Source organism: Pseudomonas sp. FW305-7, from assembly GCF_058786735.1.
On sequence record NZ_JBYSZA010000009.1, the window covers coordinates 159,439 to 185,120 of the forward strand.

The 25,682-nt window shown below is 57.7% G+C and carries 29 protein-coding genes and 1 tRNA gene; 7 read left to right on the forward strand and 23 right to left on the reverse strand.

Going from position 1 to position 25,682, the window contains the following annotated elements:
* Positions 1 to 94: 94 nt before the first annotated feature.
* The 4 genes from AC3WMT_RS13875 to AC3WMT_RS13890 all read left to right on the forward strand — a co-directional run bounded on the left by AC3WMT_RS13875 (position 95) and on the right by AC3WMT_RS13890 (position 3,958).
* A complete protein-coding gene (locus AC3WMT_RS13875; RefSeq protein WP_103303965.1) occupies positions 95 to 1,471 on the forward strand; it encodes an L-serine ammonia-lyase in 1,377 nt (458 codons plus the stop codon).
* 159 nt (positions 1,472 to 1,630) lie between these two features.
* On the forward strand, positions 1,631 to 2,755 hold the full coding sequence (gcvT, locus tag AC3WMT_RS13880; protein ID WP_103303964.1) for a glycine cleavage system aminomethyltransferase GcvT: 1,125 nt from the start codon (positions 1,631 to 1,633) through the stop codon (positions 2,753 to 2,755).
* Positions 2,756 to 3,160: 405 nt separating this feature from the next.
* A complete protein-coding gene (locus AC3WMT_RS13885; protein ID WP_003175786.1) occupies positions 3,161 to 3,373 on the forward strand; it encodes a cold-shock protein in 213 nt (70 codons plus the stop codon).
* 96 nt (positions 3,374 to 3,469) lie between these two features.
* Positions 3,470 to 3,958 carry an RDD family protein gene (locus tag AC3WMT_RS13890; RefSeq protein WP_103303963.1) on the forward strand — a complete coding sequence of 163 codons (489 nt, stop codon included), beginning with the start codon at positions 3,470 to 3,472 and terminating at the stop codon, positions 3,956 to 3,958.
* Positions 3,959 to 4,093: 135 nt separating this feature from the next.
* Here AC3WMT_RS13890 and nadA read toward each other — a convergent pair whose 3' ends face one another.
* The 19 genes from nadA to AC3WMT_RS13985 all read right to left on the reverse strand — a co-directional run bounded on the left by nadA (position 4,094) and on the right by AC3WMT_RS13985 (position 19,128).
* Entirely contained in the window at positions 4,094 to 5,152 is a 1,059-nt protein-coding gene (gene nadA / locus AC3WMT_RS13895; protein ID WP_103303962.1) for a quinolinate synthase NadA, read from the reverse strand.
* A gap of 271 nt (positions 5,153 to 5,423) precedes the next feature.
* Positions 5,424 to 5,499, reverse strand: a tRNA-Lys gene (locus AC3WMT_RS13900).
* 62 nt (positions 5,500 to 5,561) lie between these two features.
* Entirely contained in the window at positions 5,562 to 6,254 is a 693-nt protein-coding gene (gene queC, locus AC3WMT_RS13905; protein ID WP_103303961.1) for a 7-cyano-7-deazaguanine synthase QueC, read from the reverse strand.
* Between the two features lies 1 nt (position 6,255).
* Positions 6,256 to 6,903, reverse strand: coding sequence for a 7-carboxy-7-deazaguanine synthase QueE (gene queE / locus AC3WMT_RS13910; protein ID WP_103303960.1), 648 nt, complete (start codon positions 6,901 to 6,903; stop codon positions 6,256 to 6,258).
* A gap of 165 nt (positions 6,904 to 7,068) precedes the next feature.
* Positions 7,069 to 7,902, reverse strand: coding sequence for a tol-pal system protein YbgF (ybgF, locus tag AC3WMT_RS13915; protein WP_007912724.1), 834 nt, complete (start codon positions 7,900 to 7,902; stop codon positions 7,069 to 7,071).
* 6 nt (positions 7,903 to 7,908) lie between these two features.
* Positions 7,909 to 8,406, reverse strand: coding sequence for a peptidoglycan-associated lipoprotein Pal (gene pal, locus AC3WMT_RS13920; RefSeq protein ID WP_003178634.1), 498 nt, complete (start codon positions 8,404 to 8,406; stop codon positions 7,909 to 7,911).
* Between the two features lie 52 nt (positions 8,407 to 8,458).
* Positions 8,459 to 9,739 carry a Tol-Pal system beta propeller repeat protein TolB gene (tolB, locus tag AC3WMT_RS13925; RefSeq protein ID WP_171057245.1) on the reverse strand — a complete coding sequence of 427 codons (1,281 nt, stop codon included), beginning with the start codon at positions 9,737 to 9,739 and terminating at the stop codon, positions 8,459 to 8,461.
* A gap of 17 nt (positions 9,740 to 9,756) precedes the next feature.
* On the reverse strand, positions 9,757 to 10,821 hold the full coding sequence (gene tolA / locus AC3WMT_RS13930; protein ID WP_103303958.1) for a cell envelope integrity protein TolA: 1,065 nt from the start codon (positions 10,819 to 10,821) through the stop codon (positions 9,757 to 9,759).
* Positions 10,821 to 11,273 (reverse strand): protein TolR, encoded by a 453-nt coding sequence (gene tolR / locus AC3WMT_RS13935; RefSeq protein WP_161806672.1) that lies wholly within the window; start codon positions 11,271 to 11,273, stop codon positions 10,821 to 10,823. The genes tolA and tolR overlap by 1 nt, the downstream gene beginning before the upstream one ends.
* Before the next feature lie 23 nt (positions 11,274 to 11,296).
* A complete protein-coding gene (gene tolQ, locus AC3WMT_RS13940) occupies positions 11,297 to 11,992 on the reverse strand; it encodes a protein TolQ (RefSeq protein WP_008080223.1) in 696 nt (231 codons plus the stop codon).
* A complete protein-coding gene (gene ybgC, locus AC3WMT_RS13945; RefSeq protein ID WP_077574280.1) occupies positions 11,982 to 12,449 on the reverse strand; it encodes a tol-pal system-associated acyl-CoA thioesterase in 468 nt (155 codons plus the stop codon). Before ybgC ends, tolQ begins: the two co-directional genes overlap by 11 nt.
* Before the next feature lie 127 nt (positions 12,450 to 12,576).
* Positions 12,577 to 13,638, reverse strand: coding sequence for a Holliday junction branch migration DNA helicase RuvB (gene ruvB, locus AC3WMT_RS13950; protein WP_047599519.1), 1,062 nt, complete (start codon positions 13,636 to 13,638; stop codon positions 12,577 to 12,579).
* On the reverse strand, positions 13,639 to 14,247 hold the full coding sequence (gene ruvA, locus AC3WMT_RS13955; RefSeq protein ID WP_103303957.1) for a Holliday junction branch migration protein RuvA: 609 nt from the start codon (positions 14,245 to 14,247) through the stop codon (positions 13,639 to 13,641).
* 115 nt (positions 14,248 to 14,362) lie between these two features.
* A complete protein-coding gene (ruvC, locus tag AC3WMT_RS13960; protein ID WP_103303956.1) occupies positions 14,363 to 14,890 on the reverse strand; it encodes a crossover junction endodeoxyribonuclease RuvC in 528 nt (175 codons plus the stop codon).
* A 141-nt stretch (positions 14,891 to 15,031) separates the two neighbouring features.
* On the reverse strand, positions 15,032 to 15,778 hold the full coding sequence (locus tag AC3WMT_RS13965; protein ID WP_007912738.1) for a YebC/PmpR family DNA-binding transcriptional regulator: 747 nt from the start codon (positions 15,776 to 15,778) through the stop codon (positions 15,032 to 15,034).
* 131 nt (positions 15,779 to 15,909) lie between these two features.
* The gene (gene aspS / locus AC3WMT_RS13970) at positions 15,910 to 17,685 is read right to left on the reverse strand and encodes an aspartate--tRNA ligase (protein WP_103303955.1); all 1,776 of its coding nucleotides are present in this window, start codon (positions 17,683 to 17,685) and stop codon (positions 15,910 to 15,912) included.
* A 99-nt stretch (positions 17,686 to 17,784) separates the two neighbouring features.
* Positions 17,785 to 18,006 (reverse strand): FmdB family zinc ribbon protein, encoded by a 222-nt coding sequence (locus tag AC3WMT_RS13975; RefSeq protein ID WP_103303954.1) that lies wholly within the window; start codon positions 18,004 to 18,006, stop codon positions 17,785 to 17,787.
* Between the two features lie 131 nt (positions 18,007 to 18,137).
* On the reverse strand, positions 18,138 to 18,476 hold the full coding sequence (locus tag AC3WMT_RS13980) for a ribbon-helix-helix domain-containing protein (RefSeq protein WP_103303953.1): 339 nt from the start codon (positions 18,474 to 18,476) through the stop codon (positions 18,138 to 18,140).
* A gap of 181 nt (positions 18,477 to 18,657) precedes the next feature.
* Positions 18,658 to 19,128 carry a Dps family protein gene (locus AC3WMT_RS13985; RefSeq protein WP_103303952.1) on the reverse strand — a complete coding sequence of 157 codons (471 nt, stop codon included), beginning with the start codon at positions 19,126 to 19,128 and terminating at the stop codon, positions 18,658 to 18,660.
* Between the two features lie 312 nt (positions 19,129 to 19,440).
* On the opposite strand from AC3WMT_RS13985, the gene AC3WMT_RS13990 reads away from it, so the two are divergent.
* Positions 19,441 to 20,043, forward strand: a complete 603-nt coding sequence (locus AC3WMT_RS13990; RefSeq protein ID WP_103303951.1) for a cold-shock protein — start codon at positions 19,441 to 19,443, stop codon at positions 20,041 to 20,043.
* Between the two features lie 71 nt (positions 20,044 to 20,114).
* Here the strand turns inward: AC3WMT_RS13990 and AC3WMT_RS13995 are convergent, their stop codons facing one another.
* Together AC3WMT_RS13995 and AC3WMT_RS14000 are read right to left on the reverse strand one after the other, a co-directional pair.
* The gene (locus AC3WMT_RS13995; RefSeq protein WP_103303950.1) at positions 20,115 to 20,321 is read right to left on the reverse strand and encodes a SlyX family protein; all 207 of its coding nucleotides are present in this window, start codon (positions 20,319 to 20,321) and stop codon (positions 20,115 to 20,117) included.
* A 3-nt stretch (positions 20,322 to 20,324) separates the two neighbouring features.
* Positions 20,325 to 20,750: an HIT domain-containing protein gene (locus AC3WMT_RS14000; RefSeq protein ID WP_103303949.1), complete on the reverse strand. Its 426-nt coding sequence runs from the start codon at positions 20,748 to 20,750 to the stop codon at positions 20,325 to 20,327.
* 887 nt (positions 20,751 to 21,637) lie between these two features.
* On the opposite strand from AC3WMT_RS14000, the gene AC3WMT_RS14005 reads away from it, so the two are divergent.
* Positions 21,638 to 22,936: an OprD family porin gene (locus tag AC3WMT_RS14005; RefSeq protein ID WP_103303948.1), complete on the forward strand. Its 1,299-nt coding sequence runs from the start codon at positions 21,638 to 21,640 to the stop codon at positions 22,934 to 22,936.
* Between the two features lie 233 nt (positions 22,937 to 23,169).
* Here AC3WMT_RS14005 and AC3WMT_RS14010 read toward each other — a convergent pair whose 3' ends face one another.
* Complete coding sequence (locus AC3WMT_RS14010; RefSeq protein WP_103303947.1) at positions 23,170 to 24,009, reverse strand: mechanosensitive ion channel family protein; 840 nt, start codon at positions 24,007 to 24,009, stop codon at positions 23,170 to 23,172.
* A 120-nt stretch (positions 24,010 to 24,129) separates the two neighbouring features.
* On the reverse strand, positions 24,130 to 24,615 hold the full coding sequence (locus tag AC3WMT_RS14015; RefSeq protein ID WP_008080210.1) for a YajQ family cyclic di-GMP-binding protein: 486 nt from the start codon (positions 24,613 to 24,615) through the stop codon (positions 24,130 to 24,132).
* A gap of 141 nt (positions 24,616 to 24,756) precedes the next feature.
* On the opposite strand from AC3WMT_RS14015, the gene AC3WMT_RS14020 reads away from it, so the two are divergent.
* A complete protein-coding gene (locus AC3WMT_RS14020; protein ID WP_103303946.1) occupies positions 24,757 to 25,674 on the forward strand; it encodes a putative 2-dehydropantoate 2-reductase in 918 nt (305 codons plus the stop codon).
* The last annotated feature ends 8 nt before the right edge of the window (positions 25,675 to 25,682 follow it).

The window sequence follows — 25,682 nt, forward strand, 5'->3', positions numbered from 1 at the left end:
ACACACCGCCATCGCTGGCAAGCCAGCTCCCACAAGGAACGCATCAAGCCTGATATTCCGCCAATTCCTATAACAAGAAACCGGAGAACCACTCATGTCGTTAAGCGTGTTCGACCTGTTCAAGATTGGCATCGGTCCCTCCAGCTCCCACACCGTCGGCCCGATGCGCGCTGCTGCGCGCTTCGCTGAAGGCCTGCGGCGAGAAAATCTGCTGACTAGCACCGCCAGCGTTCGCGTCGAACTGTACGGTTCCCTCGGCGCCACTGGTAAAGGTCACGGCAGCGACAAAGCCGTGCTGCTCGGCCTCGAAGGCGAGCACCCGGACACCGTCGACACCGAAACCGTCGCCGCGCGCCTGCAAGACATTCGCGGTAACGGCCGGCTCAACCTGCTCGGTGAACACAGCATTGCGTTCAACGAGAAAGAACACCTGGCGATGATCCGCAAGCCACTGGCCTATCACCCCAACGGCATGATCTTTCGTGCATTCGATGCGGCGGGCCTGCAGATTCGCAGCCGCGAGTACTACTCGGTCGGTGGCGGTTTCGTGGTCGACGAGGATGCGGCCGGTGCCGATCGCATCGTCGAAGACGCCACGCCGCTGACCTTCCCGTTCAAAAGTGCCAAGGATTTGCTCAGTCATTGCGCCACCTACGGTCTGTCGATCAGTCAGGTGATGCTGACCAACGAAAGCGCCTGGCGCCCGGAAGCGGAAACCCGTGCCGGTCTGCTGAAGATCTGGCAGGTGATGCAGGACTGCGTCGCGGCGGGTTGCCGTAACGAAGGCATCTTGCCGGGTGGTTTGAAGGTCAAACGACGTGCGGCGGCGCTGCATCGGCAACTGTGCAAGAACCCGGAATCAGCGCTGCGCGATCCGTTGTCGGTGCTCGACTGGGTCAACCTCTACGCCTTGGCGGTCAACGAAGAAAACGCCAACGGCGGGCGCGTGGTCACGGCGCCGACCAACGGTGCGGCGGGGATTATTCCTGCTGTTTTGCATTACTACATGCGCTTTATTCCCGGTGCGAATGACGATGGCGTGGTGCGATTTCTGCTCACTGCGGCGGCCATCGGCATTCTCTACAAGGAAAACGCCTCGATCTCCGGCGCCGAAGTCGGTTGTCAGGGTGAAGTCGGCGTTGCCTGTTCAATGGCGGCCGGCGCGTTGTGTGAAGTGCTCGGCGGCAGCGTGCAGCAAGTCGAGAACGCTGCGGAAATCGGCATGGAACATAACCTGGGCCTGACCTGCGACCCGATTGGCGGCCTGGTGCAAGTGCCGTGCATCGAGCGCAATGCGATGGGCTCGGTGAAGGCGATCAACGCGGTGCGCATGGCCATGCGTGGCGACGGTCAACATTTCGTCTCCCTCGACAAAGTCATTCGCACCATGCGCCAGACCGGCGCCGACATGAAAAGCAAATACAAAGAGACCGCCCGTGGCGGTCTGGCGGTCAACATTATCGAATGCTGAACCTTATTTAACTCCGCCTCCCTCAGGGAGACGATCGTACTTAGCCCCCTCTCCCTCCGGGAGAAAACGTAACTAGCTCCCTCTCCCTCCGGGAGAGGGCTGGGGTGAGGGGCTCTTGATCTTGCCCCCGATCCCGAACCCATTTTCAAGGAGCCACGCATGTCCACCGAACAACTGTCGAAAACCCCGCTGCACGCTCTGCACATCGAACTTGGCGCCCGCATGGTGCCGTTCGCCGGCTACGACATGCCGGTGCAATACCCGTTGGGCGTGATGAAAGAACATCAGCACACCCGTGAGCAGGCCGGGCTGTTCGACGTTTCGCACATGGGCCAGATCCGCCTGACCGGTGCCAACGCCGCCAAAGCCCTGGAAACCCTGGTGCCGGTAGATATCATCGACCTGCCAGTGGGCATGCAGCGTTACGCGATGTTCACCAATGAAACCGGCGGCATTCTCGATGACCTGATGGTCGCCAACCTCGGTAACGACGAACTGTTCCTGGTGGTCAACGCCGCGTGCAAGGATCAGGATCTGGCGCATCTGCAAAAACACATCGGCGATCAGTGCACCATTACGGAGCTGTTCGAAGCCCGTGCCCTGCTCGCTCTGCAGGGTCCAGCAGCGGTTGCCGTGCTGGCGCGCCTCGCGCCTGAGGTCGCGAAAATGACCTTCATGCAGTTCAACCGCGTGCAACTCTTGGGTGTGGATTGCTTCGTCAGCCGTTCGGGTTACACCGGTGAAGACGGTTTCGAAATCTCGGTGCCAGCCGCCGATGCGGAAAAACTCGCTCGCGCCCTGCTTGCCGAGCCAGAAGTCCAGGCCATTGGCCTTGGCGCTCGCGATTCGCTGCGTCTGGAAGCCGGCCTGTGCCTGTACGGCCACGACATGAACACCGACACCACGCCAATCGAGGCCAGCCTGTTGTGGGCGATCTCCAAGACGCGCCGCGCTGATGGCGCACGGGCCGGCGGTTTCCCGGGTGCAGAACAAGTCTTTGCTCAACAAGAGAACGGTGTCGCGCGTAAACGCGTCGGCCTGCTGCCGCAAGAACGCACGCCAGTGCGTGAAGGCGCGGAGATCGTCAACGAAGCGGGCGAGATCATTGGCAGCGTGTGCAGCGGCGGTTTCGGACCGACCCTGGGCGGGCCATTGGCGATGGGCTACCTCGACAGTGCTTATGTCACTCTTGATACAACCGTTTGGGCCATCGTGCGTGGGAAAAAGGTGCCAATGCTTGTAAGCAAAATGCCATTTGTTCCACAACGCTACTATCGTGGTTGATTGACTGTTTCTATAAGTAACGCGATTGCGTTATGCGTGCACTAATGTGTAACGCAATCGCCACAAAAAAGTGCATTTTCTAACAGTCGATTCGAATATGAACTTTGCTTATAACGTTCGAAAAGATTTGAAAAAGCTAATCGTCTAAGCCTGCACTAGTGGACCGACTAACTGCCAGCAAGTGCAGCAAAACCGGGCCCTTGCGGGGGCTTGTTTTTTCTCCCGTAGTTGGCGTAGAGTTTGTCCACTGTGTTTGCATGGGTCAGCTTGGAATCGTGACCTGGGCAGTAGCCTACAAGTTAGCTACATCCCGTTCGACGTCTTCTTACTCTCCTGCAACCAGCCCCAGTACTCTTTCATGAGAAAGAGACTGTCATCAATTTATTGCGTCAAAGGAAATAAGAAATGTCCCAACGTCAGAGCGGTACCGTCAAGTGGTTTAACGACGAGAAAGGTTTTGGTTTTATCACTCCTGAAAGCGGTCCGGATCTGTTCGTGCATTTCCGCGCTATCCAGGGCAACGGCTTCAAGAGCCTGAAAGAAGGCCAGAAAGTGACTTTCGTTGCTGTGCAAGGCCAGAAAGGCATGCAGGCTGACGAAGTACAAGCAGAAGCCTGATCTCTGTAACGAAAAAGCCCCTGATATTGATATCAGGGGCTTTTTTGTGCGCGCGAATCCGTAAAATGGCGCTTCATTTTGCGTCCAGAGGCTGCCATGTCGAAAAACCTGCTCACCCCCCAGGGCGACTTTCCTCCCGTTGGCCTCGGCCGTCGTCTGGCCGCGATGTTCTATGACTTTCTGCTGTGCACCGCTCTGCTGATCGTGACCGGCTTCGTTTACAAGTTGATCCAGGCGGCGATCATCGGCGAAGAACGTCTGCGCGCAATGACCGATGCCGGCAAACTCGACGGCGATCCGCTCTATTCGACAGTGCTGTTGCTGGTGCTGTTTGCCTTCTTCGCCAAGTTCTGGACCCATGGCGGGCAGACACTGGGCATGCAGGTGTGGGGGATTCGCGTACAGAACGCCAATGGCGAGGCGATCAGCCTGTGGCAGGCGCTGCTGCGCTTCATGGTGTCGATTGCTTCGTGGCTGTGTGTGGGGCTCGGATTCTTCTGGTCGCTGTACGACAAGCAGAAGCGCACGTGGCACGACATCTATTCCGACACCCGCGTGGTGCGGATTCCGAAGAAGACCAAGTAATTTCCAGACGCCAGAAACCACAGTAGGAGTGAGCCTGCTCGCGATAGCGGTGTGTCAGCAAACATAATTGCTATCTGACACAACGCTATCGCAAGCAGGCTCACTCCTACAGGTTTTTTTGTTGCCTGAAAGACCTCAGGCGTTACCGGCCAGCTTCATCCGCGCCGCTTGCGTAAAGTCCAGCATCCGCTTCAACGGTCGAATCGCCTGCGGAATCAACGCCGGATCGACAAAGATCTCGTTCGTCCCTTCCTTCAAGCTCTTGAGCGTGCGCTCAAGGGTATTCATGGCCATCCACGGGCAATGTGCGCAACTGCGGCACGCGGCGCCGTTACCGGCGGTTGGCGCCTCGATGAAGACCTTGTCCGGGCACAGCTGCTGCATCTTGTAGAAGATGCCTCGGTCGGTGGCGACAATCAGCGTCTTGTTCGGCAGCGTCTGCGCAGCAGCGATCAATTGGCTGGTGGAGCCGACGGCATCGGCCAGTTCGATCACCGACGTCGGCGATTCCGGGTGCACCAGAATTGCCGCGTCCGGGTACAGCGCTTTCATGTCTTCGAGCTGCTTGGACTTGAACTCTTCATGGACGATGCAGGCACCGTCCCAGAGCAGCATGTCGGCGCCGGTCTTGCGTTGGATATAAGTGCCCAGATGCTTGTCCGGCCCCCAGATGATGGTCTCGCCGTTGTCCATCAGGCTTTCGACGATTTCCAGTGCGCAGCTCGATGTCACCACCCAGTCGGCCCGCGCCTTCACGGCAGCGGAAGTGTTGGCGTAAACCACTACCGTGCGCTCTGGATGCTGATCGCAGAACGCCGAGAACTCGTCCACCGGGCAACCCAGGTCGAGCGAGCAAGTCGCTTCCAGAGTTGGCATCAGCACACGTTTTTCAGGATTGAGAATCTTCGCGGTCTCGCCCATGAACTTCACGCCGGCGACCACTACGGTCTTGGCCGGATGAGCATTGCCGAAGCGAGCCATCTCCAGGGAGTCGGAGACACAGCCGCCGGTTTCTTCGGCCAGAGCCTGAATCACCGGGTCGCAATAAAAATGGGCAACCAACACCGCGTCCTGAGCCTTGAGCTCGGCGGCGATGGCTGAACGGTAATAAGCCTCTTCCTCGGCCGTCAGCGGTTTGGGCTGTTTGGCATCGAGATGGGCTTGAACCAGAAGGCGTTCGGAAATCTGCGTCATGTTCGCAAGACCTGCAGGCGCGTTCGCGCGAAAGTCGAGTATACACCCGGCTCCGGACCGCTTGAGGGTACCGCCGGGAGAGTGAGTTTTATCAGGCACGGACAGCGTTGAAGCTGCGCAAGGCTACAGAATATCCCGTTGATACAAAAGATGATTCTGACCTGCGTCAGCGCCGCTGGCACTGAAAGAGCAGACGCCCGAATTGCAGGCAAAAAAAAACCCGGAAATCCTCACTTTCGTGGGCCTTCCGGATTTTCTAAACCGCCAAATATGGTGGGTCGTGTGGGATTCGAACCTACGACCAATTGGTTAAAAGCCAACTGCTCTACCAACTGAGCTAACGACCCGCTGTGTGGTGGCGCGTATAATACTGATTTTTAAGGACTATTCAACACCTTTTTGAAAAAAATCAAAAATAAGGTGTTGGATCCTCCACTCCGGCTGCCGCAAAGCCTTCTGCACGCAGGCGGCAGCTGTCGCATTTGCCGCATGCGCGGCCGTCATTATCGGCCTGATAGCAGGAAACGGTGAGGCCGTAATCGACACCAAGCTTCACGCCTGCCTGAACGATTTGCGCCTTGCTCAAATTCTGCAACGGGGCCTGGATACGGAAGCCATTGCCCTCGACACCGGCCTTGGTCGCCAGATTGGCCATGCGTTCGAACGACTCGATGAACTCGGGACGGCAATCCGGGTAACCGGAATAGTCCACGGCGTTCACACCGATGAAGATGTCGCGAGCGCCGAGCACTTCAGCCCAACCCAGCGCCAGAGACAGAAAAACGGTATTGCGCGCCGGCACATAAGTGACCGGGATGCCCTCACCCAGCTCCTCCGGAATGTCGATGCTGCTATCAGTCAGTGCCGAGCCGCCCATGCCGTTCAGGTTGAGGCCGATCACCTTGTGTTCGACCACACCCAGATCCCGGGCAACGCGGGCAGCAGCGTGCAATTCTGCGTGAGAGCGCTGGCCGTAATCGAAACTCATGGTGTAGCAGCTATAGCCTTCGGCGCGTGCCATGGCCACGACGGTTGCCGAGTCGAGGCCGCCGGACAGCAGGATGACCGCACGTTTTTCGGTGGTGTTCAGTTGTTCGGTCATGTCAGCGCCCCGGCTCATCGTTCCAAAGATATTTATGCAACTGCAATTGCAGGCGTACCGGCAAATTGTCTGCCACCACCCAGTCCGCCAGATCCCGAGCATTCAGGTCATGGTGGCTAGGCGAGAACAGCACTTCGCCGGCGCGTCGATCCAGTCCGTACTGAATCAGCTTGGAAACCGCCCAGTCGTAGTCTTCCCGCGAGCAGATGACAAACTTCACCTGATCGTTCGGGGTCAGCAGTTCGATATTTTCGTAACGGTTGCGGTGAGCTTCTTTCGAACCCGGCGTCTTCAAGTCGACCACGCGACTGACGCGCGGATCGACAGCCGAAACGTCAAGGGCGCCGCTGGTTTCCAGCGAAACCTCGTAACCGGCATCACACAACTGTTTGAGCAAAGGAATGGCGTTCGGCTGTGCCAGTGGCTCACCGCCGGTGACGCACACGTAGCGCGGTCGAAACCCGGCTACTTGTTCAAGGATGTCGTCGAGGGTGCGGATTGTCCCGCCACTGAACGCATAGGCACTGTCGCAGTATTGGCAACGCAATGGGCAACCAGTCAGGCGCACAAAAACCGTGGGCAGCCCGGCGGTCCGCGTTTCCCCCTGCAAAGAGTAGAAAACTTCGGTGATTCTCAATGTGTCTTGCATAGTCGCCACGGGCGTAACAGCTAAACAGGCTGTCCGCCTCCGTCAGGCACTTCAGGCAATCCCGCCAACGCGTAGACCACAAGAAGCGTGTTTCAGAAAAAGGGCGTGAATTCTAACGAAAAAACCCGCGACAAGCGCGGGTTTCTTCCAAACGGGTAAGCTGCGTTACATGCGTTGCAGATCGCGCTGGGCCAACTGCGCGGCGGACGTGCCCGGATATTGGGCCACCACCTGCTGCAGGATGCCTTTGACCTTGTCGGTGTGACCGAGACGGCGCTCTACATCGGCGAGCTTGTACAGCGAATCCGGCACTTTGGCATGCTTGGGATACAGCTGCGATACCTTGGCAAACGCCTGACCTGCACCTTGCAGATCACCTTTGGCCAGGTTCACTTCACCCAACCAGTACTGGGCATTGCCCGCGTACTGGCTGTTCGGGTATTTACGCAGGAAAGCGGCGAAGGCCTGGCTGGCCTTGTCGAAATCCTTGGCTTTGATCAGGTCGAAAGCGGCATCGTAATACAGCTTTTCCTTGGCCGGATCACCCGGTTCACTACTTGCAGCAGGTGCCTGGGCAGCAGCCCCGGCGCCAGCGGCAGCACCGGCAGCAGCACTTGCATCGCCACCGGCAGAAGAATTCTCAGGAGTCGCGGCAGGTGCAACACCGGATCCTATGCGCCGATCAAGATCCTGGTATCGCTCCAGGGATTCTTGCTTCATGCGCGCAACCTGATTCTGCAGTTCTTCAATCACGCCTTGCTGGCGCGAAATCTGATCCTGCATTTGTTGCAGTTGGTTGAACAGCATGCCTTGTGCCGAGGCAGGGGCCGAAGCCGCTCCCCCGGCATAGGCGCCGTTCGTACCGTAACCCGCAGGCGGATAACTACTCCCGCTATTGTTATAACCGGAGTTGTCATCGACCACAGGAACCGCAGCCCAAGCCGCAAGCGGCGCGAGGCTGAGAGCCAGAACAGTTACAGCACGACGGCACGTTCGCATATCGAATTACTTACGCAGTTCGACGCGACGGTTTTGAGCCCAGGACTGCTCGTCGTTGCCGGTAGCAACTGGACGCTCTTCGCCGTAGGAAACCAGTTCCAGCTGAGCTGGGGAAACACCTTGCAGTACCAGGTAGCGTTGAACGGCTTTCGCACGACGCTCGCCCAGTGCCATGTTGTACTCACGAGTACCACGTTCGTCGGTGTTGCCTTCCAGAACAACGCGAGCGCCGTTAGCTTTCAGGTCTTTGGCGTGAACGTCCAGAGCGCGCATGGCTTCTGGCTTCAGGTCCGAGCTGTCGTATTCGAAGTAGAAGGTGGTGATTGCGCGCAGAGCAGCTTCTTCGCTCAGGGAACCGTCAACGGCACCAGTGTTTGCGCCGTAACCAGCGTTTGGATCAACAGCGCCTTCACCGGCGTTGTCGCCGCCTTTGGACGAGCAACCTACAGCTACAGCCATGGCCAGAGCCAGCGCAGCAAATTTACCAAACTTCAGCATTTCCATCGTGAAACTCCTAATGAACCCCAGTGTGTTAAGTAAAACGTAAAGCGCCGCGTCAGTTCAGGTAAGGGGACCAGGACGGTTCTCTGACTTCGCCTTGAGCGGTAGGAAGCGGGAGCCTCACGCGTCCATTAATGGACACGAGCATCAAGACTCCCCGGCCCTGCTGGCGGGTGGCGTAGATTACCATGGTGCCGTTGGGCGCAACAGTAGGTGACTCGTCCAGAGTGCTATCAGTGAGGATCTTTACACTACCTCGCTGCAAATCCTGGGCCGCCACCTTGAAATTGGTGAAGCCATCCTGGCGATGGATCATCACCAGAGTCTTTTCGTCAGCCGACAGTTTCGGGTTGGCGTTGTAGTTACCGATAAAGGTCACTCGCTCCGCACCGCCGCCACTGGCGCTGGTTTTATAGATCTGTGGCTTGCCGCCACGGTCGGACGTGAAGTAGATGGTCGAGCCATCCTTGCCCCAGTACGGTTCGGTGTTGATGCCAGGGCCCGCGGTTACACGGGTGATCTGACGCGAACCGAGGTTCATCACATAGATGTCCGGGTTACCGTCTTTTGACAGTACGAACGCCAGGCGATTGCCATCCGGCGACCAGGCTGGCGCGCCGTTCAGGCCTTCAAAGTTGGTGATCTGCTCACGGCGACCGGTGTCGATGTTCTGCATGAAGATGCGCGGACGCTTCTGTTCGAACGACACGTAGGCGATACGCTTGCCATCCGGTGCAAAACGCGGCGACAGGATCGGCTCGCGCGATTGCAGCAGTGTCACGGCGCGGGCACCGTCGTAGTCCGAACGCTGCAGGGTGTAACGGGTGTTCTTCTCGGAGAAGCGCTCAGCCGTTACGTACAGCAGACGGGTGGAAAACGCACCTTTAATGCCGGTGAGTTTTTCAAACGACTGGTCCGAGATGTAGTGCGCCATGTCGCGCAGCTGCTCGGTAGTACCGGAGACACTGCCGTCGGCCACTTTCTGCTCGGTGGCGACGTTGAACAGTGCCCATTGCACCTGCAGACGACCGCCTGCTGGAACGATGCTGCCAACCATCATGTATTGAGCACCCACCGCCTTCCAGTCACGGAAGATGATTTCGCTCGGCTGGCTTGGCTGGCTGATCATGTTTTGCTTTGGAATCGGCGAGTAGTAGCCCGAGTTGCGCAAATCGTTACCAATAATTTCAGCCATGTCGTCCGGCAGGACTGCACCGCCCTGGAAACCGAACGGTACAACAGCGATCGGCGTTGCCCGATCGCTACCACTGGTGACCAGAATGTTCTTTTCATCAGCCATCGCGATCCCTGCCATGCAGCAGATCACGACCAGCATTCCTCGAAGAAGGTTTCTCACAAGGCTAAGTCCTCAGGTGTGAATGTCATCTTGAATGAACGATATGGAGCGAAATCGCTCGCCTTCATTCCCTGCATTTCTGTCAAACGTCCAATATTCTTCACTGCCGCCACTGCCGAAGCATCGAACGGACCGTCGCCACTGGATTTGGCCACGCTGACCGAAGTCACCGTACCGTCCGGCAACATGCCGATTTGCAGCACGACCGTCATGCCTTTGCGTGCCGAAGGTGGACGAGCCCAACCTTCTGCTGCTCGCGCACGAATCAGGTCATCGAAACTGCCCGCGACTTCGTCACCCTGCTCATCGGCCAAGGCCTGCTGGCGCTGCGGCGTGTCGGAAAGCAAATCAGCCAAGGCCTGAGCCTTTTTGTCTTCGGTCGATTTACGTGCCGCATCCTGCGCTTTCTTCTTCGCAGCATCGGCAGCAGCTTTCTTCTTCGCTTCGTCGGCGATCTTCTTCTTCGCCTCTTCAGCTTCTGCTTTCTTCTTGGCGTCTTCGGCGGCTTTCTTCTTCGCGTCTTCGACGATTTTCTTCTTGGCTTCTTCAGCGGCTTCTTTCTTGGCTTCTTCCTTAGCCTCTTCTTCAGCCTTCTTCTTGGCTATATCAGCCAATTGTTTCTCTTCTGCCTTCTTGGCCTCGGCTTTTTTCGCGTCGTCGGCTTTCTTGGCATCATCAGCCTTCTTCGCCTCGTCCGCTTTTTTAGCCTCGTCGGCCTTCTTGGCTTCCTCGGCCTTTTGAGCCGCTTCTTCTTTCTTTTGTTCCGCAGCTTTCACCGCTTCCTGCTCGACCTTTTTCTGCTCCATCTGCTCGACTTCGGTCTGGCGCGCGGCGGATTTCTTCGCCTCACCCGCAATCTTCTGATTGGTCTGGGTGGTTGCCTGACTTTTCGATTTCAGTTGGTACAGGGTCGCCTGGACAATCGGCTTGGCCGGCGGCAGCTCTGGTGTGAAGGCGAAACTGACAAACAGCATGCCGAACACCAGCACGTGCAAGACAATCGCCCAGACACTAGGCCAGAAGTAGCTTTCCGAGGCGGACGGCTCTCGCAGTTGCTGCATCAGGGGGCCTCGGTAATCAAACCAACATTACCGACCCCGGCTTTCTGCAATCCGCCCATGGCGCCCATGACGGAACCATAATCAACGGTTTTGTCGCCGCGGATAAAGACCTGCGTACGCTTGCCGCCTTCGGTGCCGGCGCGAATGATCTTGGTCACCGCATCGGTCATTTGCGGCAGGGTCATGGCCCTGTCCTGCTGCTTCTCGGTGTCGACTTCGCTGCCAAGGTTCCAGTAGTAGGTCTTGTCAGCCTTGATCGAAATGGTCAGGACCTGAGTGTTGTTGTCCTGCGGCAAGGCTTCGCTGGAAACCTTGGGCAGATCAACTTTCACGCCCTGATTGAGCATCGGCGCGGTCACCATGAAGATGACCAGCAGTACCAACATCACGTCGATGTAAGGCACTACGTTCATCTCGGCGACCGGCTTGCGCTTTTTGCGAGCTCGAGCGATTAAAGCCATTGGAAATTACCTGCTTATTCTTCGCTGGTGTGCACTTTGCGGTGCAGGATCGCCTGGAATTCATCGGCGAAGGTGTAGTAGCGGCCCAGCAAGGTTTCGCTGCGGGCAGCAAAACGGTTGTAAGCGATGACCGCAGGGATCGCGGCGAACAGACCGATCGCTGTGGCGATCAGGGCTTCGGCGATACCCGGGGCTACGGTGGCCAGGGTCGCTTGCTGGGCGCTGGCCAGACCGCGGAAGGAGTTCATGATGCCCCACACGGTACCGAACAGACCGATGTACGGGCTGACCGAACCGACGGTGGCGAGAAACGGCAGGCTCTGCTCCAGTTTCTCTTCTTCACGGGAGATGGCGACGCGCATGGCCCGGGCCACACCTTCCATCACCGCTTCAGGGTCGACACCTGGCTGCTGACGCAGACGGGAGAACTCTTTGAAACCGGCACGGAAGATCTGCTCGACGCCCGAATCCGGGTCAGGGTTGCTGCCGGCCTGACGGTACAGTTTGGACAGGTCGATACCCGACCAGAAGCGCTCTTCGAAGCTCTCCAGGGCACGTCGACCGGCACGCAGCAGGTTGCTGCGCTGAAAGATCATGATCCATGAGGTCACCGATGCGGCCACCAGAGTCAACATTACCAACTGCACCACGATGCTGGCATTGCTGACCAGGCTCCACATGGAGGAATGGTCGACGACGTTAGCTTCCACGCTTTATCTCCTGCTTTGAGTGTGTACCCGGACCGACCGCGTCGGCGAAGGCCGCACGCAAGTCTTCGGGAAGGGCCCGGGGTTTCAAACTGTTAGTGCGCACACAGGCCACCAAAAACTGCCCTTCACAGAGCAGCACATTATCCGTCGCCCGCCTGACCTGCTGTTTGAAGCGCAGGCTGGCACGGTTCAATTCGATTACATCAGCGCTTACCAGCAGTTCGTCGTCCAGTCGCGCCGGCGCGTGGTAGCGCGCTTCGCTGGAGTGCACGACAAACAACAGATCCTCCCCGGCAAGCTGCGATTGAGCAAAGCCCAGCTCGCGGAGCCGCTCGGTTCGAGCCCGTTCCATAAACTTGAGGTAATTAACGTAATACACGATGCCGCCCGCATCGGTGTCCTCGTAATAAACGCGACAACGATGTGCGAACGGCTCAAGCCCGTTTTGCGCGCGCATACTCTAGTGCTTACTCCTCAGGTTGCCAATCCGGCGAGGCAACTGTTTTTCATTGTTCAAAGGCTTTACCGCAAAAGTACCGTCGTCAGACAGTACAAACCCTGAATAAATCGACAACAAATGTGTATTAATCGTCCACGGCATCGAGAAACTCGTCTGCCACGGGCATCTCACCCATTCGTGACGGAATGTTTAAACCGAAATGCAGATACGCATGCCGCGTCACCACCCTGCCCCGTGGTGTGCGCATGATGTAGCCCTGCTGGATCAGGTACGGTTCCAGCACATCTTCAATGGTGTGGCGTTCTTCACTGATTGCCGCAGCGAGACTGTCGATCCCGACCGGACCGCCATCGAACTTCTCGATCATGGTCAGCAGCAGACGCCGGTCCTGGTGATCGAAACCGTGCTCGTCGACATCCAGCAGGTTCAGCGCCAGATCGGCCACCGATTTAGTGATGTGCCCCTTGGCGCGCACCTCGGCAAAGTCCCGCACCCGACGCAGCAGACGGTTGGCAATTCGCGGCGTACCACGGGCGCGACGAGCGATTTCGAAAGCGCCCTCCGGATCCAGCGGCAGACCGAGAATATTCGCTGAACGCCCGACAATCGTTGCCAGATCCGCCGTGCTGTAGAACTCAAGACGCTGGACGATACCGAAGCGGTCACGCAACGGATTGGTCAGCATGCCGGCGCGCGTGGTTGCCCCGACCAGGGTAAACGGCGGCAGATCGAGCTTGATCGAACGCGCCGCAGGGCCCTCGCCGATCATGATGTCGAGCTGGAAATCTTCCATCGCCGGATACAGCACTTCTTCAACGATCGGCGACAGGCGATGAATTTCATCGATGAACAACACGTCGTGCGGTTCAAGGTTCGTCAACAACGCGGCCAGATCACCCGGCCGTTCCAGCACCGGCCCCGACGTGCTCTTGATCGACACGCCCATTTCCTGGGCAATGATGTTGGCCAGCGTGGTTTTACCCAGACCCGGCGGGCCGAAAATCAGCGTGTGATCAAGGGATTCACTGCGGCCACGGGCAGCCTGGATAAACAGTTCCATCTGCTCGCGCACGGTCGGCTGGCCGATATAGTCGGCCAGGCTGACCGGGCGAATGGCCCGGTCCTGGACTTCTTCGCGCTCGCGCGGACTGTGCGCGGCGGCGATCAGACGATCAGCTTCAATCACTTAAATCATTCCCTTCAGGGCGCGGCGGATCAGGTCTTCACTGCTCAAATTCTTGTCCTTGATGGCGGTAATCGCCTTGCTCGCTTCCTGCGGCTTGTAGCCCAGGGAAATCAGCGCACTCACAGCATCGTTCTCGGCGGTGTTGACCGGCGCCGGGCCGTCAGGCTGGTTCGGCACCAGGGCAAACATGGTCGGCGAGGTTTCCCAGGCCTTGAAGCGATCCTTGAGTTCAACCAGCAGACGCTCGGCGGTTTTCTTGCCCACGCCTGGCACCTTGGTCAGCGCCGAGGTGTCCTGGGATTGCACGCAGCGGACCAGCTCATCGACCTCCAGGCTCGACATGAGGGCCAAGGCCAGTTTTGGCCCGACACCATTGAGACGGATCAACTCGCGAAAAAAGTCTCGCTCACGCTTGCCGGCAAAACCATAGAGTAACTGCGCGTCTTCGCGTACGACCAAGTGGGTGTGCAGGGTCAGTGGCTCACCGACCGACGGCAACCGATAAAGCGTGGTCATGGGCACTTCCAGCTCATACCCGAGGCCGTTTACATCGAGAATCAGGTGCGGCGGCTGTTTTTCAGCCAGGGTGCCGCGCAAGCGTCCAATCACGTTTCAGATCCTTGAGCGTTGGCCAGCCGTGGGCTGGCGACTGACGGAAGGTGCGCTACAGGCCGACGACCCAGGCATGAAACTCACCTTGCGAAAAATTTGATTGCTGATGCTATCAGAGACGCAGGCGCCCGCCACGACTGCGTGCCGTTCCCAAGCCATGCGGCAACAGACTGGAGCGGGTATGCGCGTGACAAATGGCAATGGCCAGGGCATCGGATGCGTCGATTTGCGGTTTGCTGGTCAGCTTGAGCATGTGCATGACCATCATCTGCACCTGCTCTTTGTTCGCCGCGCCGGTGCCCACTACCGCTTGCTTGACCTGAGTCGCGGTGTATTCGGCGATTTCCAGACACTCTTCGGCGCCAGCGACAATGGCAGCTCCACGGGCCTGCCCGAGCTTGAGTGCCGAATCGGCGTTTTTCGCCATGAACACCTTTTCGATGCCCATGGTCACGGGGCCATAGGTCTGAATGATTTCACGCACGCCGCGATAGACGATTTGCAAACGCTCATGCAGTTCGCCGGCGCCGGTGCGAATACAGCCCGAGGCCACGTAAATGCAACCACCGCGTCCGGTATCGCGAACAACGCCGTAACCGGTGATACGCGAACCGGGGTCGATACCAAGAATTAAAGTCATAACGCCTGCGGGTTCGAAATAACACAAAAACAAATGTGGGAGCTGGCTTGCCAGCGATGACGGAGTGTCAGACGCCATCATTGTCTGATGTGCCGACGCCATCGCTGGCAAGCCAGCTCCCACATTGAAGCCTAGTCGCTCTTAACCGAGCTGAGCGGCCACGTCTTCCGGAATATCCGCGTTCGAATAGACGTTCTGCACGTCGTCCAGATCCTCAAGCATATCGATCAGCTTGAGTACCTTCTCGGCGCCCTCCAGGTCCAGTTCGGCACTGGTGGTCGGTTGCATGACGATTTCGGCGTCATCACCTTTGAAACCAGCGGCCTCCAGCGCATTACGCACCGCGTAGAAGCTGGTGAACGAGGTAAACACATCGATCGAGCCGTCTTCGTGGCTGACCACGTCATCGGCATCGGCTTCCAGCGCCGCTTCGGTCAGTGCGTCTTCGTCGACACCCGGCGCAAAGCTGATCTGGCCCTTGCGCTCGAACAGGTACGCTACCGAACCGTCAGTGCCGAGGTTGCCGCCACACTTGCTGAACGCATGGCGCACGGCGGCGGCGGTACGGTTGCGGTTGTCGGTCATGCACTCGACCATCACCGCCACGCCGCCCGGGCCGTAACCTTCGTAGGTCAGCTCTTCAACGTTGTCCGCTTCGGTCGCACCGGCGCCGCGCGCAACCGCGCGATCGATGATGTCGCGACTCATGTTCGCGCTCAACGCTTTGTCCAGGGCCAGACGCAAACGCGGGTTGGAACCCGGATCGCCGCCACCCTGACGGGCCGCAACGGTCAGCTCACGGATCCACTTGGTGAAGATCTTGCCTCTCTTGGCATCCTGACGTTCTTTGCGGTGCTTGATGTTCGCCCACTTGGAATGACCTGCCATAACTCGCTCCGAATTCTCTTTGAAACGTTGCCCGCCGCGCAAAACCGCGCCGGCCGGCAAACAAAAAAATCTCGACCTGATCTCTATAGAAAGAAAAAAGGCGCATCCGAAGATGCGCCTTCAGGCCCGTCTCACTCAGCCTTTGGCGTTTCGCGCAAACGAATGTGCAGCTCGCGCAGCGCCTTGGCGTCCACCACACCCGGCGCTTGCGTCATGACGTCGGCAGCGCTCTGGGTTTTGGGGAAGGCGATCACTTCACGGATCGACTGGGCGCCGGTCATCAGCATCACCAGACGGTCCAGACCGAAGGCCAGACCACCGTGCGGCGGTGCACCGTACTTCAGCGCATCGAGCAGGAAGCCGAATTTCTCTTCCTGTTCCGCTTCGTTGATACCCAACAGGCGGAACACTGCTTGCTGCATTTCCTTGCGGTGAATACGGATCGAACCGCCACCCAGCTCAGTGCCGTTCAGCACCATGTCGTAAGCACGGGACAGCGCGCCGGCCGGGTTGGCTTCCAGCTCTTCCGGCGTGCACTTCGGTGCGGTGAACGGGTGGTGCAGTGCGGAGAAACTGCCGTCGTCGTTCTCTTCGAACATCGGGAAGTCGACGACCCACATTGGCGCCCACTTGCAGGTCAGCAGGTTCAGGTCGTGACCGAGCTTGATACGCAGCGCGCCCAGAGCTTCGCTGACGATCTTGGCCTTGTCGGCACCGAAGAACACGATGTCACCATCGACTGCGCCGACACGATCGAGGATCACGTTCAGCTTGTCTTCAGGGATGTTTTTCACGATCGGCGATTGCAAACCGTCAACACCGGCAGCGCGCTCGTTGACCTTGATGTACGCCAGGCCCTTGGCACCATAGATGCCGACGAACTTGGTGTAGTCGTCGATCTGCTTGCGCGGCATGCTCGCCCCGCCAGGAACGCGCAGTGCGGCGATACGGCATTTCGGATCGTTGGCCGGGCCACTGAAGACCTTGAATTCAACTTCCTTGAGCTGGTCGGCAACGTCGACCAGTTCCAGCGGAATACGCAGGTCTGGCTTGTCGGAACCGTAGCGGCGCATGGCTTCTTCGAAGGTCATGTGCGGGAATTCGCCGAATTCCAGATCCAGCACTTCCTTGAACAGGTTGCGGATCATTTGTTCGGTGAGGCCCATGATGTCTTTTTCATCGAGGAAGCTGGTCTCGATGTCGATCTGGGTGAATTCTGGCTGACGGTCGGCACGCAGGTCTTCGTCGCGGAAGCACTTGGCGATCTGGTAGTAACGGTCGAAGCCAGCAACCATCAGCAGTTGCTTGAACAGCTGAGGCGATTGCGGCAGCGCGAAAAACGAACCCGGGTGGGTACGACTCGGCACCAGATAGTCACGAGCGCCTTCCGGAGTCGCACGGGTGAGGATCGGCGTTTCGACGTCGAGGAAGCCGTTCTCGTCGAGGAAGCGACGGATGCTGGTGGTCATGCGCGAACGCAAACGCAGCTTCTCGGCCATTTCCGGACGACGCAGGTCGAGGAAGCGGTAGCGCAGACGGGTTTCTTCGCCCACGTCGGAGAACTCGTTGAGCGGGAACGGCGGGGTTTCCGCTTCGTTCATGACTTCCAGTTCGTAGCCCAGCACTTCGATCATGCCCGACGCCATGTTGGCGTTGGTGGCACCGGCCGGACGCGGACGTACCTTACCGGTGATCTTCACCACGTATTCACTGCGCACGCGATCGGCGGCGGCGAAGCTCTCGGCGCGATCCGGATCGAACACCACCTGGGCCAGACCGTCACGATCACGGATATCGAGGAAAATCACCCCGCCGTGGTCGCGGCGACGGTGAACCCATCCGCAAAGGGTAATTTCCTGGCCTTCCAGGCTTTCGTTCAGTTGGCCGCAATAGTGGCTGCGCATCATGATAATGGTTCGCTTCTCGTCATTCGATATTCGGTGGAGATCCCGGCGCACTGAAGCTGCCCGGAAACTCACGCGTGTCGTTCAACCTGGGTTTGAACCCTAGTCAGCTTTGTCGCCACCGGCCAGGTTCTTCTTGGTTCCGGTCTTGAAATCGGTTTCGTACCAACCGCTGCCGCTGAGGCGAAAGCCCGGCATGGACAGCTGTTTCTTGAGCTCTGGCGCCTGGCAGGCAGGGCAGTCGACCAGCGGAGCCTCGCTGATCTTTTGAATGGCTTCCAACTGATGACCACAGGAAGCGCATTGGTAATCGTACATCGGCATGGGGGTGTCTCGGCGATCAGATTGCCACCGCGCGCAGGGCTTTGCGGCGAAAGAGCGGGATTATATCCATTAAATGCGGCCTGTGCAGCCGTAAGACTGCACAGGCCGCCACCTCCTTTGCAACCGCTGTTTCAGGCTGGTTTCGCCGATTTGGCTTCCCTGACCCCATTCATGACACACACCACTCGCACCAGCGCGCTGAAATTTTTGACCCCGCCGTGACGCAAATGCACCTCACGGTCGACGTGGGACAACAGCGAACTGATCGAACAGCAATTGTCTGCGGCCATGTTGCCGAGGATATTCCAGTAAATCTGTTCCAGCCGCAGGCATGTCGCGTAGCCGTTCAATCGCACGGATCGTGACAACGGCTGAATCAGTGACATGTCGAATTCATTGGCGAACGGATCGAATTTCAGCTCATGCGGCAAGCCGACGATCCTGTCGCCTCGCCTGTCTCCCTCTACCATATCGGTGACACTCCTTTGTCATCTCTACCTGTTTGCAAAGCCACATCCTGTGACCTCATCAAAACGCAGACACAAAGTTATATCCAGATGACTTATTGACCATCACCGTAGGATAAGCCGACGACAGAGGTAAGATTCCGGACGACGCGGGCACGCCCAAGGCATGCCCGCGCGCCGGGGGTCAGGCTTCCAGCAAGGCGCGCAACATCCACGCGGTTTTCTCGTGGACCTGCATGCGCTGGGTCAGCAAGTCAGCCGTCGGTTCATCGCTGACCTTGTCGAGCAGCGGGAAGATACCGCGCGCGGTGCGGGTCACCGCTTCCTGACCGTCGACCAGTTGCCTGATCATGTCCTCGGCACTCGGCACACCGACCTCCTCCTTGATCGAAGAAAGACGTGCATAGGTGGCATAGGCGCCCGGCGCCGGAAAACCCAGCGCGCGAATGCGCTCGGCGATCAGGTCAACGGCCAGCGCCAACTCGTTGTATTGCTCTTCGAACATCAAGTGCAGCGTTCGGAACATCGGACCGGTGACGTTCCAGTGGAAGTTATGGGTTTTCAGATACAGCACGTAGGTGTCCGACAGCAGACGCGACAGTCCTTCGACGATGGACTTGCGATCCTCTTCACTGATACCGATATCGATTGCCATGTTTACCCCCTAACGGCGATTGAATTCATCCAACAGGTGCAGACCCACTCTAGCAAGGCTGTCGACACCCCGCAGCCCCGAATCAGCGCACACCCTGCGACAAATCGACCGGCCGCCTTGCCGCTGGCCGGGCTGATTTGAGTAGCCGCAGGCTTTGCTGTTAAATAGGCAGTGTGTCGCCATGCCCCATTTTCCGGGGTGTTGCGCATAGGCTGATGCCGTGTACGTGCCTACCGCCTCTTATTTTGTTGCGAAGCGAACCGTGCGCCTTCAGCTCTTCCTTGTGAGCCGTCATAACGTGAGCCAATCAAAATGTTGAAAATCGTCCACCTGCTAATGGGCGCAGCGGCCTTGCTGCTGTCGTTCATACCTAGCTTGAAATCCGAAGCCGTTCCCTACCTGCAACAACCCGATGCACTTTACCTGGCCTTCTTCGGCCTGCTGAACCTGATCATTGCTCCCGTAATTCCTTACTGGAACAAAGGTCCACGCCAGCATCTGCAAAATCTGGCCAGCGCTCTTCTGGTGCTGACCGTCGTCCTGCAAACCCTGACCCTGATCGCGCCGATGCCCGTCATCGCCGGCCAGCCAGCCGTGTTGTTCAGTCTGGTGATTGCCCTGGTTGCCGTGGTTGTACACCTGGCCGTCAGCTTCTATCGATCTTCACCGGCTGCCGCGCCAACCAACTACGACATGACCAACCGCGATACCGGCACCGTCAAGTGGTTCAACACGTCCAAAGGCTTCGGCTTTATCTCCCGGGATTCCGGCGATGATATTTTCGTGCACTTTCGTGCAATCCGTGGCGAAGGCCACCGCGTTCTGGTTGAAGGCCAGCGCGTGGAGTTCTCGGTAATGAACCGGGACAAAGGCCTGCAAGCCGAGGACGTGATCGCCGCTCTGCCGCGTCGCTGATCCAAGGCATAAAAAAACCGCGAGCAGCGTGCTGTTCGCGGTTTTTTTTCGCCTGGCGGAAAGTGCCCGCCTCAATAATGCGGCGGCGGCGCCTCTTCTTCGAAGGACTCGAACTGCCCGACCATTTCTTCCTGACGCTTGAGCAGCGCGGCCATCTGCAATTGCAGACGCTCGACCACGCGCTGCTGCGCCACCAGCACGTCGTTCAACGCCTGAATGGTGTCGTCCTGAAACGCCAGACGGCTTTCCAGTTCGGTAACACGTTGTTCCAGGCTCATGATTCAGCCCTCCACAAAGGTGAAATCTTCGGTCAGCACCACACGCAACCGCGCGCGGATGGCCGCCACCTGCTCGCTGCTATAAGGCTTTGCCGGATGCCTGCCCCAGACCGGGGCCGGCCATGCAGCGTCGTCACGTTTACGAACGATCACATGCATGTGCATCTGGCTGACCACGTTACCCAGAGTCGCGACGTTCATTTTGTCGGCATCGAACAAGTCCTTGAGCAACTCGGCCAGTGCTGTGGTTTCCAGCCATAGCTGTTGCTGATCAGCGACATCCAACTGAAACAACTCGCTGATATCGTCGCGACGAGGCACCAGGATGAACCATGGGTAGTTGGCGTCGTTGGACAGCAGCAGACGGCAGAGCGGGAAGTCGCCGATTGCCAGCGTGTCCTGTTGAAGTCGTGAATCTAAAGCAAACACTGCGCGCACTCCCGGCTGATCTACATAATTGAGCTTAGCGGCCCCGCCCAAGTGCGGCGCGCCAAGCGACAGACCGGCAGCATACCTGCGAAAGCGCTCGCCTTCACGACGGCAGTACCGATTGAGCGCCCCGAGATGTGACATTTATCGAAACCCTGCACCAGTACGGAACCCGAAACGGGAGCATCACGCTGAAATGGTTGAAAAAACCTGAGGTGAGCACAAAGCACCCATAGCCTGAACTGTATGAATACGGTACAGCGGGTAAATTTTTTTGCACCAAAACCGCACAGTGCGTCTACGCTCAGTGCGTCGGGCATCCGCCGAATACTCACTGGTGGGGTGAACCGGTAACGTTTTTGGTTGTCGCGCGCTTGAAGCTGTGCGGCAACACCATAGAAACAATCGCGTCAAGCCCTGATAGAAAGGGGCTTGGCGCCCCGTATTCATGAGGCTTTTACAGGTAAAGACAAGCGTTCTAAAAAATAACCGCACCGATATTGCGGTTTGTGCACGCTTGTTGCATTCGTACTCATATGGACTATAAGCGCACCACGGGAAGTGGGAGCCTTAAGCCCGAAGAAAATAGTGGCAGGGTTGCCCGATGGAGATTCAAGTGTTTTGCCAGGGACTCTTTTTTAGCGATGCAAAAGGCTAGAAAAACAGCGAAAAAGTTGTCGGTCCGATTGCATCGGTACTGTGAATTTGCGACATCTACACAGCCAATTGCGACAGCGTCGTAAAGAAGGTGAAAGGTTAGATTCGCAAGTATCGCCAACAATGTCGGCGTGATATAAGTTTGCGCCGACACAAAAAGAAAGAGCCGCCCAGATAATAAAACAGGTGGGACGGCAGTACTCTTCTAAAAACCAAAGGAGCAAATCACGATGCGCGTGATGAAGTGGAGCATGATCGCCCTGGCTGTCGCAGCAGGCACCTCGCAGTTCGCAGTAGCGTCCTCTCAAGATGACGCGAAGGGTTTCCTGGAAGATCAGAGCCTGAATCTGAAAACCCGTCTGGAATACATGAACCGTGACTTCCGTAATGGCGCCGGCAACATTGCCAAAGACGGTGGCGGTTTCAAAAGCGGTTATCGTCAGGACACTGGTGTCAGCCAACTGCTGACCTACGAGTCGGGCTTCACTCAAGGCACTATCGGTTTTGGTCTTGACGCGATGGCCATGGGCACCGTCAAGCTGGATGGTGGCGAAGGTCGTTCCGGTAACGGTCTGTTTGCCCGTAATGGCGACAACGAGCCAGAAAACGCTCAAGGCAAAACTGGCGCAGCCGTCAAGTTCCGCCTCTCCGACACCACTCTAAAGTACGGTCGTCAATTCGTTGCCAGCCCTGTATTCGCTACCGATGACAGCCGTCTGCTGCCAGAAGTCGCTGAAGGCACCTTGCTCACCAGCAAAGAGATCAAGGGTCTGGAACTGACCGCAGGTCGTTTCACCGCGCTGAGCTCGCAAACCGGCATGGGCAAGGACAGCATCAACGGCAAGTCCACCCCGGGCCTGACCAGCGCCAACATCGCTGGCGCCACCTACCAGTTCACCGATAACTTCGTTGCCGGTGTTGCTGCGTCGGACGTTGATGACTACTTCAAGAAGCAATACATCAACGCCAACTACACCTTCCCGATCAATGACGAGCAGTCGCTGAACATCGACTTCAACGGCTACCGCACCAAGGATCAGGGCCAGGCGCTGTACGGCGAACTGGACAACAAACTGTGGAGCCTTGCAGCGGCGTACAGCATCGGTGCACACAAATTCACCATCGCTCACCAGCGTTCCACCGGTGACACCAACTACCTGTACGGCGTGGACGGTAACAGCACGATCTTCGTAGCCAACTCCATCCAGATCTCCGACTTCATCGGTCGCGACGAACGCTCCTGGCAGGCTCGCTACGACCTGAACATGAAGACCTACGGCGTTCCTGGCCTGAGCTTCATGGCGCGTTACGTCAAAGGCGACAACATCAAGACCTCGTCCGATACCGAAGGTAAGGAAAACGAGTTCAACTTCGAAACCAAATACGTACTGCAGGAAGGTCCAGCCAAGGATCTGTCGTTCCGCCTGCGTAGCGCGATCTATCGTGCAAACGGTGCGTACAACGCCGACTACACCGCAGACAACAACGACGTGCGTGTAATCGTTGAGTACCCGCTGCACATCCTGTAATCAGGATGTAAATCGGCGTTACTTCAGAGCATTGCTCTAAAAAGAACCGTCCACCTGTTTCAGGTGGGCGGTTTTTTTATGACTCTGGCAACTCACCTTTAAACAATAACGTTTAGCCAGCTATCTATTAGCCAGCAAACTTTTACCTGGCCCATAAAAAAACCCAAGAGTGCGAACAACTCTTGGGCTTTTCATTAATTAACTGACCGCTGGGCCAGCTCTCAACGTTGTTTCTATACCGCAGTTTCCTGAACTACCCGAATCACCCGTTGCGGAAACGGGATATCAATGCCGGCAGTCTTTAAACGATCGCGGGACTGTTCGTTAAACATGAACATCACATCCCAATAGTCTGCGGTTTTCACCCACACACGCAGGGAAACCGTGATCGAACTGTCGCCCAAAGTCGAAATGACGGCCTGTGGCGCAGGATCCTGCAACACGCGCTCATCCTTGGCCAAATCCAGTAACACTTGACGGGCCTTTTGCAGATCGGCTTCGTAATCCACACCCACATCGAACACAACCTTGCGAGTCGGCTGACGGTTGGTGTTGGTGATGATGCCGTTGGACAGGTTGCCGTTTGGCACGATGATGGTCTTGTTGTCGCCGGTACGCAGCACCGTGTGGAAAATCTGAATGCTGTCGACGGTACCCGACACACCTTGCGCTTCGATCCAGTCGCCGATACGGAACGGACGGAACAACAGAATCAGCACACCGCCGGCGAAGTTTGCCAGGCTGCCCTGCAAGGCCAGACCGATGGCCAGACCGGCAGCACCGATCGCGGCAACGAACGAAGTGGTTTCGACACCGATCATCGAGGCGACGCTGACGATCAGCAGCACCTTGAGAATGATGTTGGCCAGGCTGCTGATGAAACCTTGCAACGCCAGATCAGCGTTACGCAGGGCCAGCAGACCGCCCAGTTTTTGCGTGACCTTGTTGATCAGCCACCAGCCGATGGCCAGGGTAATCACTGCCAGCAGCACACGGCTGCCGTATTCCATGATCATCGGGATCCACGCCTGGGATGCCTTGACCAGGTTGTCTACCTCAGCATTCAAATCCATGTTTTAACTCCTGATTTCCGGCCATTCGGCACGCGAGAGATGAACGGCAGAAAACCGCCGGGGTGTACATAAATCCAATGTGGGAGGGGCTTTGCTCTCTCCCACAGGGTAACGAGGTGCTTAATCGCGGAAGTTGTTGAACTGCAGCGGCATGCCGAATTCCTTGGCACGCAGGGCGGCGATGGCTTCTTGCAGATCGTCACGCTTCTTGCCGGTCACACGTACCTGCTCGCCCTGAATGGCGGCCTGCACCTTGAGCTTGGCATCCTTGATGTGGCCGACGATCTTCTTCGCCAGCTCTTTGTCGATACCTTCCTTGAGGATGGCGTCCTGCTTCATCAGCTTGCCCGAAGCGTAAGCGTCCTTGACCTCAAGGCACTGCACGTCGATCTTGCGCTTGACCAGCGCCAGCTTGAGGATTTCAATCATCGCTTCCAGCTGGAACCCGGCTTCAGCGGTCAGGCTGACGGTGAGGTCCTTTTCCTTGAACTCGAAACTGCCTTTGCCTTTCAGGTCATAACGACGATCGAGTTCCTTCACGGCGTTCTCGACCGCGTTGGTGAGTTCGTGTTTGTCCAGTTCGGATACCACGTCGAACGACGGCATGTAATCTCTCCAATAAAAAAGGCGCGCTCGATGTGCATGGAGCGCGCTTGGCTTGCGGTTAAAATCGGGCTCATTATAACGGGTCTTTTCCTGTCGACACGGCGAGCCGCACATGCCTGCAACCAATCGAGCAAAAAACTGATGTCTACCCCCTGGCATGTTCTCGGCGCCGGCAGTCTCGGCACACTTTGGGCTACACGACTGGCTCGGGCCGGAGTGCCGGTCAGGCTGATCGTGCGCGACGCGGTGCGCTTGCAAAGCTACAACGCGGCGGGCGGTTTGACGCTCGTGGAACAGGGACAAGCGAATACCTATGCAGTTCCCGGCGAAACCCCGGACAGCCCCGAACCGATCCGTCGCCTGCTGGTGGCCTGCAAGGCCTACGATGCTGAAAGTGCCGTCGCCCTCCTCGCTCCGCGCCTGACAACCGATGCCGAGCTGATCCTGTTGCAAAACGGTCTCGGCAGTCAGGACGCCGTTGCCGCAATAGTGCCGCAGGTGCGCTGCATCAGCGCCTCCAGCACCGAGGGCGCGTTCCGCGACGGTGACTGGCGTGTGGTGTTCGCCGGCCACGGTTTCACCTGGCTCGGCGATGTCGCGCATCCGGTCGCGCCGATCTGGCTGGACGATCTGGAGGCAGCGAAAATCCCCCATGAATGGAGCACCGACATCCTCACGCGGCTGTGGCGCAAACTGGCACTCAACTGCGCGATCAATCCGTTGACCGTGTTGCACGGCTGCCGTAACGGCGGATTGCAGGCCCATCATTGTGAAGTCGCCACACTGTGCGCGGAACTGGCCGAATTGCTGGAGCGTTGCGGCCAACCGGCAGCGGCGGACAATCTGCAACAGGAAGTCGAACGGGTAATCCAGGCCACCGCCGCCAATTACTCGTCGATGTATCAAGACGTGGCCAACCAGCGCCGCACCGAAATCAGCTATCTATTGGGCCACGCCTGCAAAGTCGCTGAGCGCCACCAATTGAACCTGCCGCACCTCAATCAATTACAGCAACGCCTGGTGGCGCATCTGCACAGCCTTGGATTGCCCAGCGACTGAGCAGCGGC

Bases quoted from the DNA above. Each gene is read 5' to 3' on its own strand.
- AC3WMT_RS13965 (WP_007912738.1), bottom strand. From the start codon at position 15,778: ATGGCAGGTCATTCCAAGTGGGCGAACATCAAGCACCGCAAAGAACGT.
- AC3WMT_RS14020 (WP_103303946.1), top strand. From the start codon at position 24,757: ATGTCTACCCCCTGGCATGTTCTCGGCGCCGGCAGTCTCGGCACACTT.
- AC3WMT_RS13995 (WP_103303950.1), bottom strand. From the start codon at position 20,321: ATGAGCCTGGAACAACGTGTTACCGAACTGGAAAGCCGTCTGGCGTTT.
- nadA (WP_103303962.1), bottom strand. From the start codon at position 5,152: ATGACGCAGATTTCCGAACGCCTTCTGGTTCAAGCCCATCTCGATGCC.
- AC3WMT_RS14015 (WP_008080210.1), bottom strand. From the start codon at position 24,615: ATGCCGTCGTTCGACGTGGTATCCGAACTGGACAAACACGAACTCACC.
- queE (WP_103303960.1), bottom strand. From the start codon at position 6,903: ATGCAAGACACATTGAGAATCACCGAAGTTTTCTACTCTTTGCAGGGG.
- ybgC (WP_077574280.1), bottom strand. From the start codon at position 12,449: ATGCGCGCGCAAAACGGGCTTGAGCCGTTCGCACATCGTTGTCGCGTT.
- AC3WMT_RS13985 (WP_103303952.1), bottom strand. From the start codon at position 19,128: ATGGCAATCGATATCGGTATCAGTGAAGAGGATCGCAAGTCCATCGTC.
- ybgF (WP_007912724.1), bottom strand. From the start codon at position 7,902: ATGCGAACGTGCCGTCGTGCTGTAACTGTTCTGGCTCTCAGCCTCGCG.
- AC3WMT_RS13875 (WP_103303965.1), top strand. From the start codon at position 95: ATGTCGTTAAGCGTGTTCGACCTGTTCAAGATTGGCATCGGTCCCTCC.
- pal (WP_003178634.1), bottom strand. From the start codon at position 8,406: ATGGAAATGCTGAAGTTTGGTAAATTTGCTGCGCTGGCTCTGGCCATG.
- tolA (WP_103303958.1), bottom strand. From the start codon at position 10,821: ATGCAGCAACTGCGAGAGCCGTCCGCCTCGGAAAGCTACTTCTGGCCT.
- AC3WMT_RS13890 (WP_103303963.1), top strand. From the start codon at position 3,470: ATGTCGAAAAACCTGCTCACCCCCCAGGGCGACTTTCCTCCCGTTGGC.
- ruvC (WP_103303956.1), bottom strand. From the start codon at position 14,890: ATGACTTTAATTCTTGGTATCGACCCCGGTTCGCGTATCACCGGTTAC.
- AC3WMT_RS13980 (WP_103303953.1), bottom strand. From the start codon at position 18,476: ATGGTAGAGGGAGACAGGCGAGGCGACAGGATCGTCGGCTTGCCGCAT.
- AC3WMT_RS14010 (WP_103303947.1), bottom strand. From the start codon at position 24,009: ATGGATTTGAATGCTGAGGTAGACAACCTGGTCAAGGCATCCCAGGCG.
- AC3WMT_RS14005 (WP_103303948.1), top strand. From the start codon at position 21,638: ATGCGCGTGATGAAGTGGAGCATGATCGCCCTGGCTGTCGCAGCAGGC.
- tolB (WP_171057245.1), bottom strand. From the start codon at position 9,739: ATGCTGGTCGTGATCTGCTGCATGGCAGGGATCGCGATGGCTGATGAA.
- AC3WMT_RS13975 (WP_103303954.1), bottom strand. From the start codon at position 18,006: ATGCCGATGTACGATTACCAATGCGCTTCCTGTGGTCATCAGTTGGAA.
- queC (WP_103303961.1), bottom strand. From the start codon at position 6,254: ATGACCGAACAACTGAACACCACCGAAAAACGTGCGGTCATCCTGCTG.
- AC3WMT_RS13885 (WP_003175786.1), top strand. From the start codon at position 3,161: ATGTCCCAACGTCAGAGCGGTACCGTCAAGTGGTTTAACGACGAGAAA.
- AC3WMT_RS13990 (WP_103303951.1), top strand. From the start codon at position 19,441: ATGTTGAAAATCGTCCACCTGCTAATGGGCGCAGCGGCCTTGCTGCTG.
- aspS (WP_103303955.1), bottom strand. From the start codon at position 17,685: ATGATGCGCAGCCACTATTGCGGCCAACTGAACGAAAGCCTGGAAGGC.
- gcvT (WP_103303964.1), top strand. From the start codon at position 1,631: ATGTCCACCGAACAACTGTCGAAAACCCCGCTGCACGCTCTGCACATC.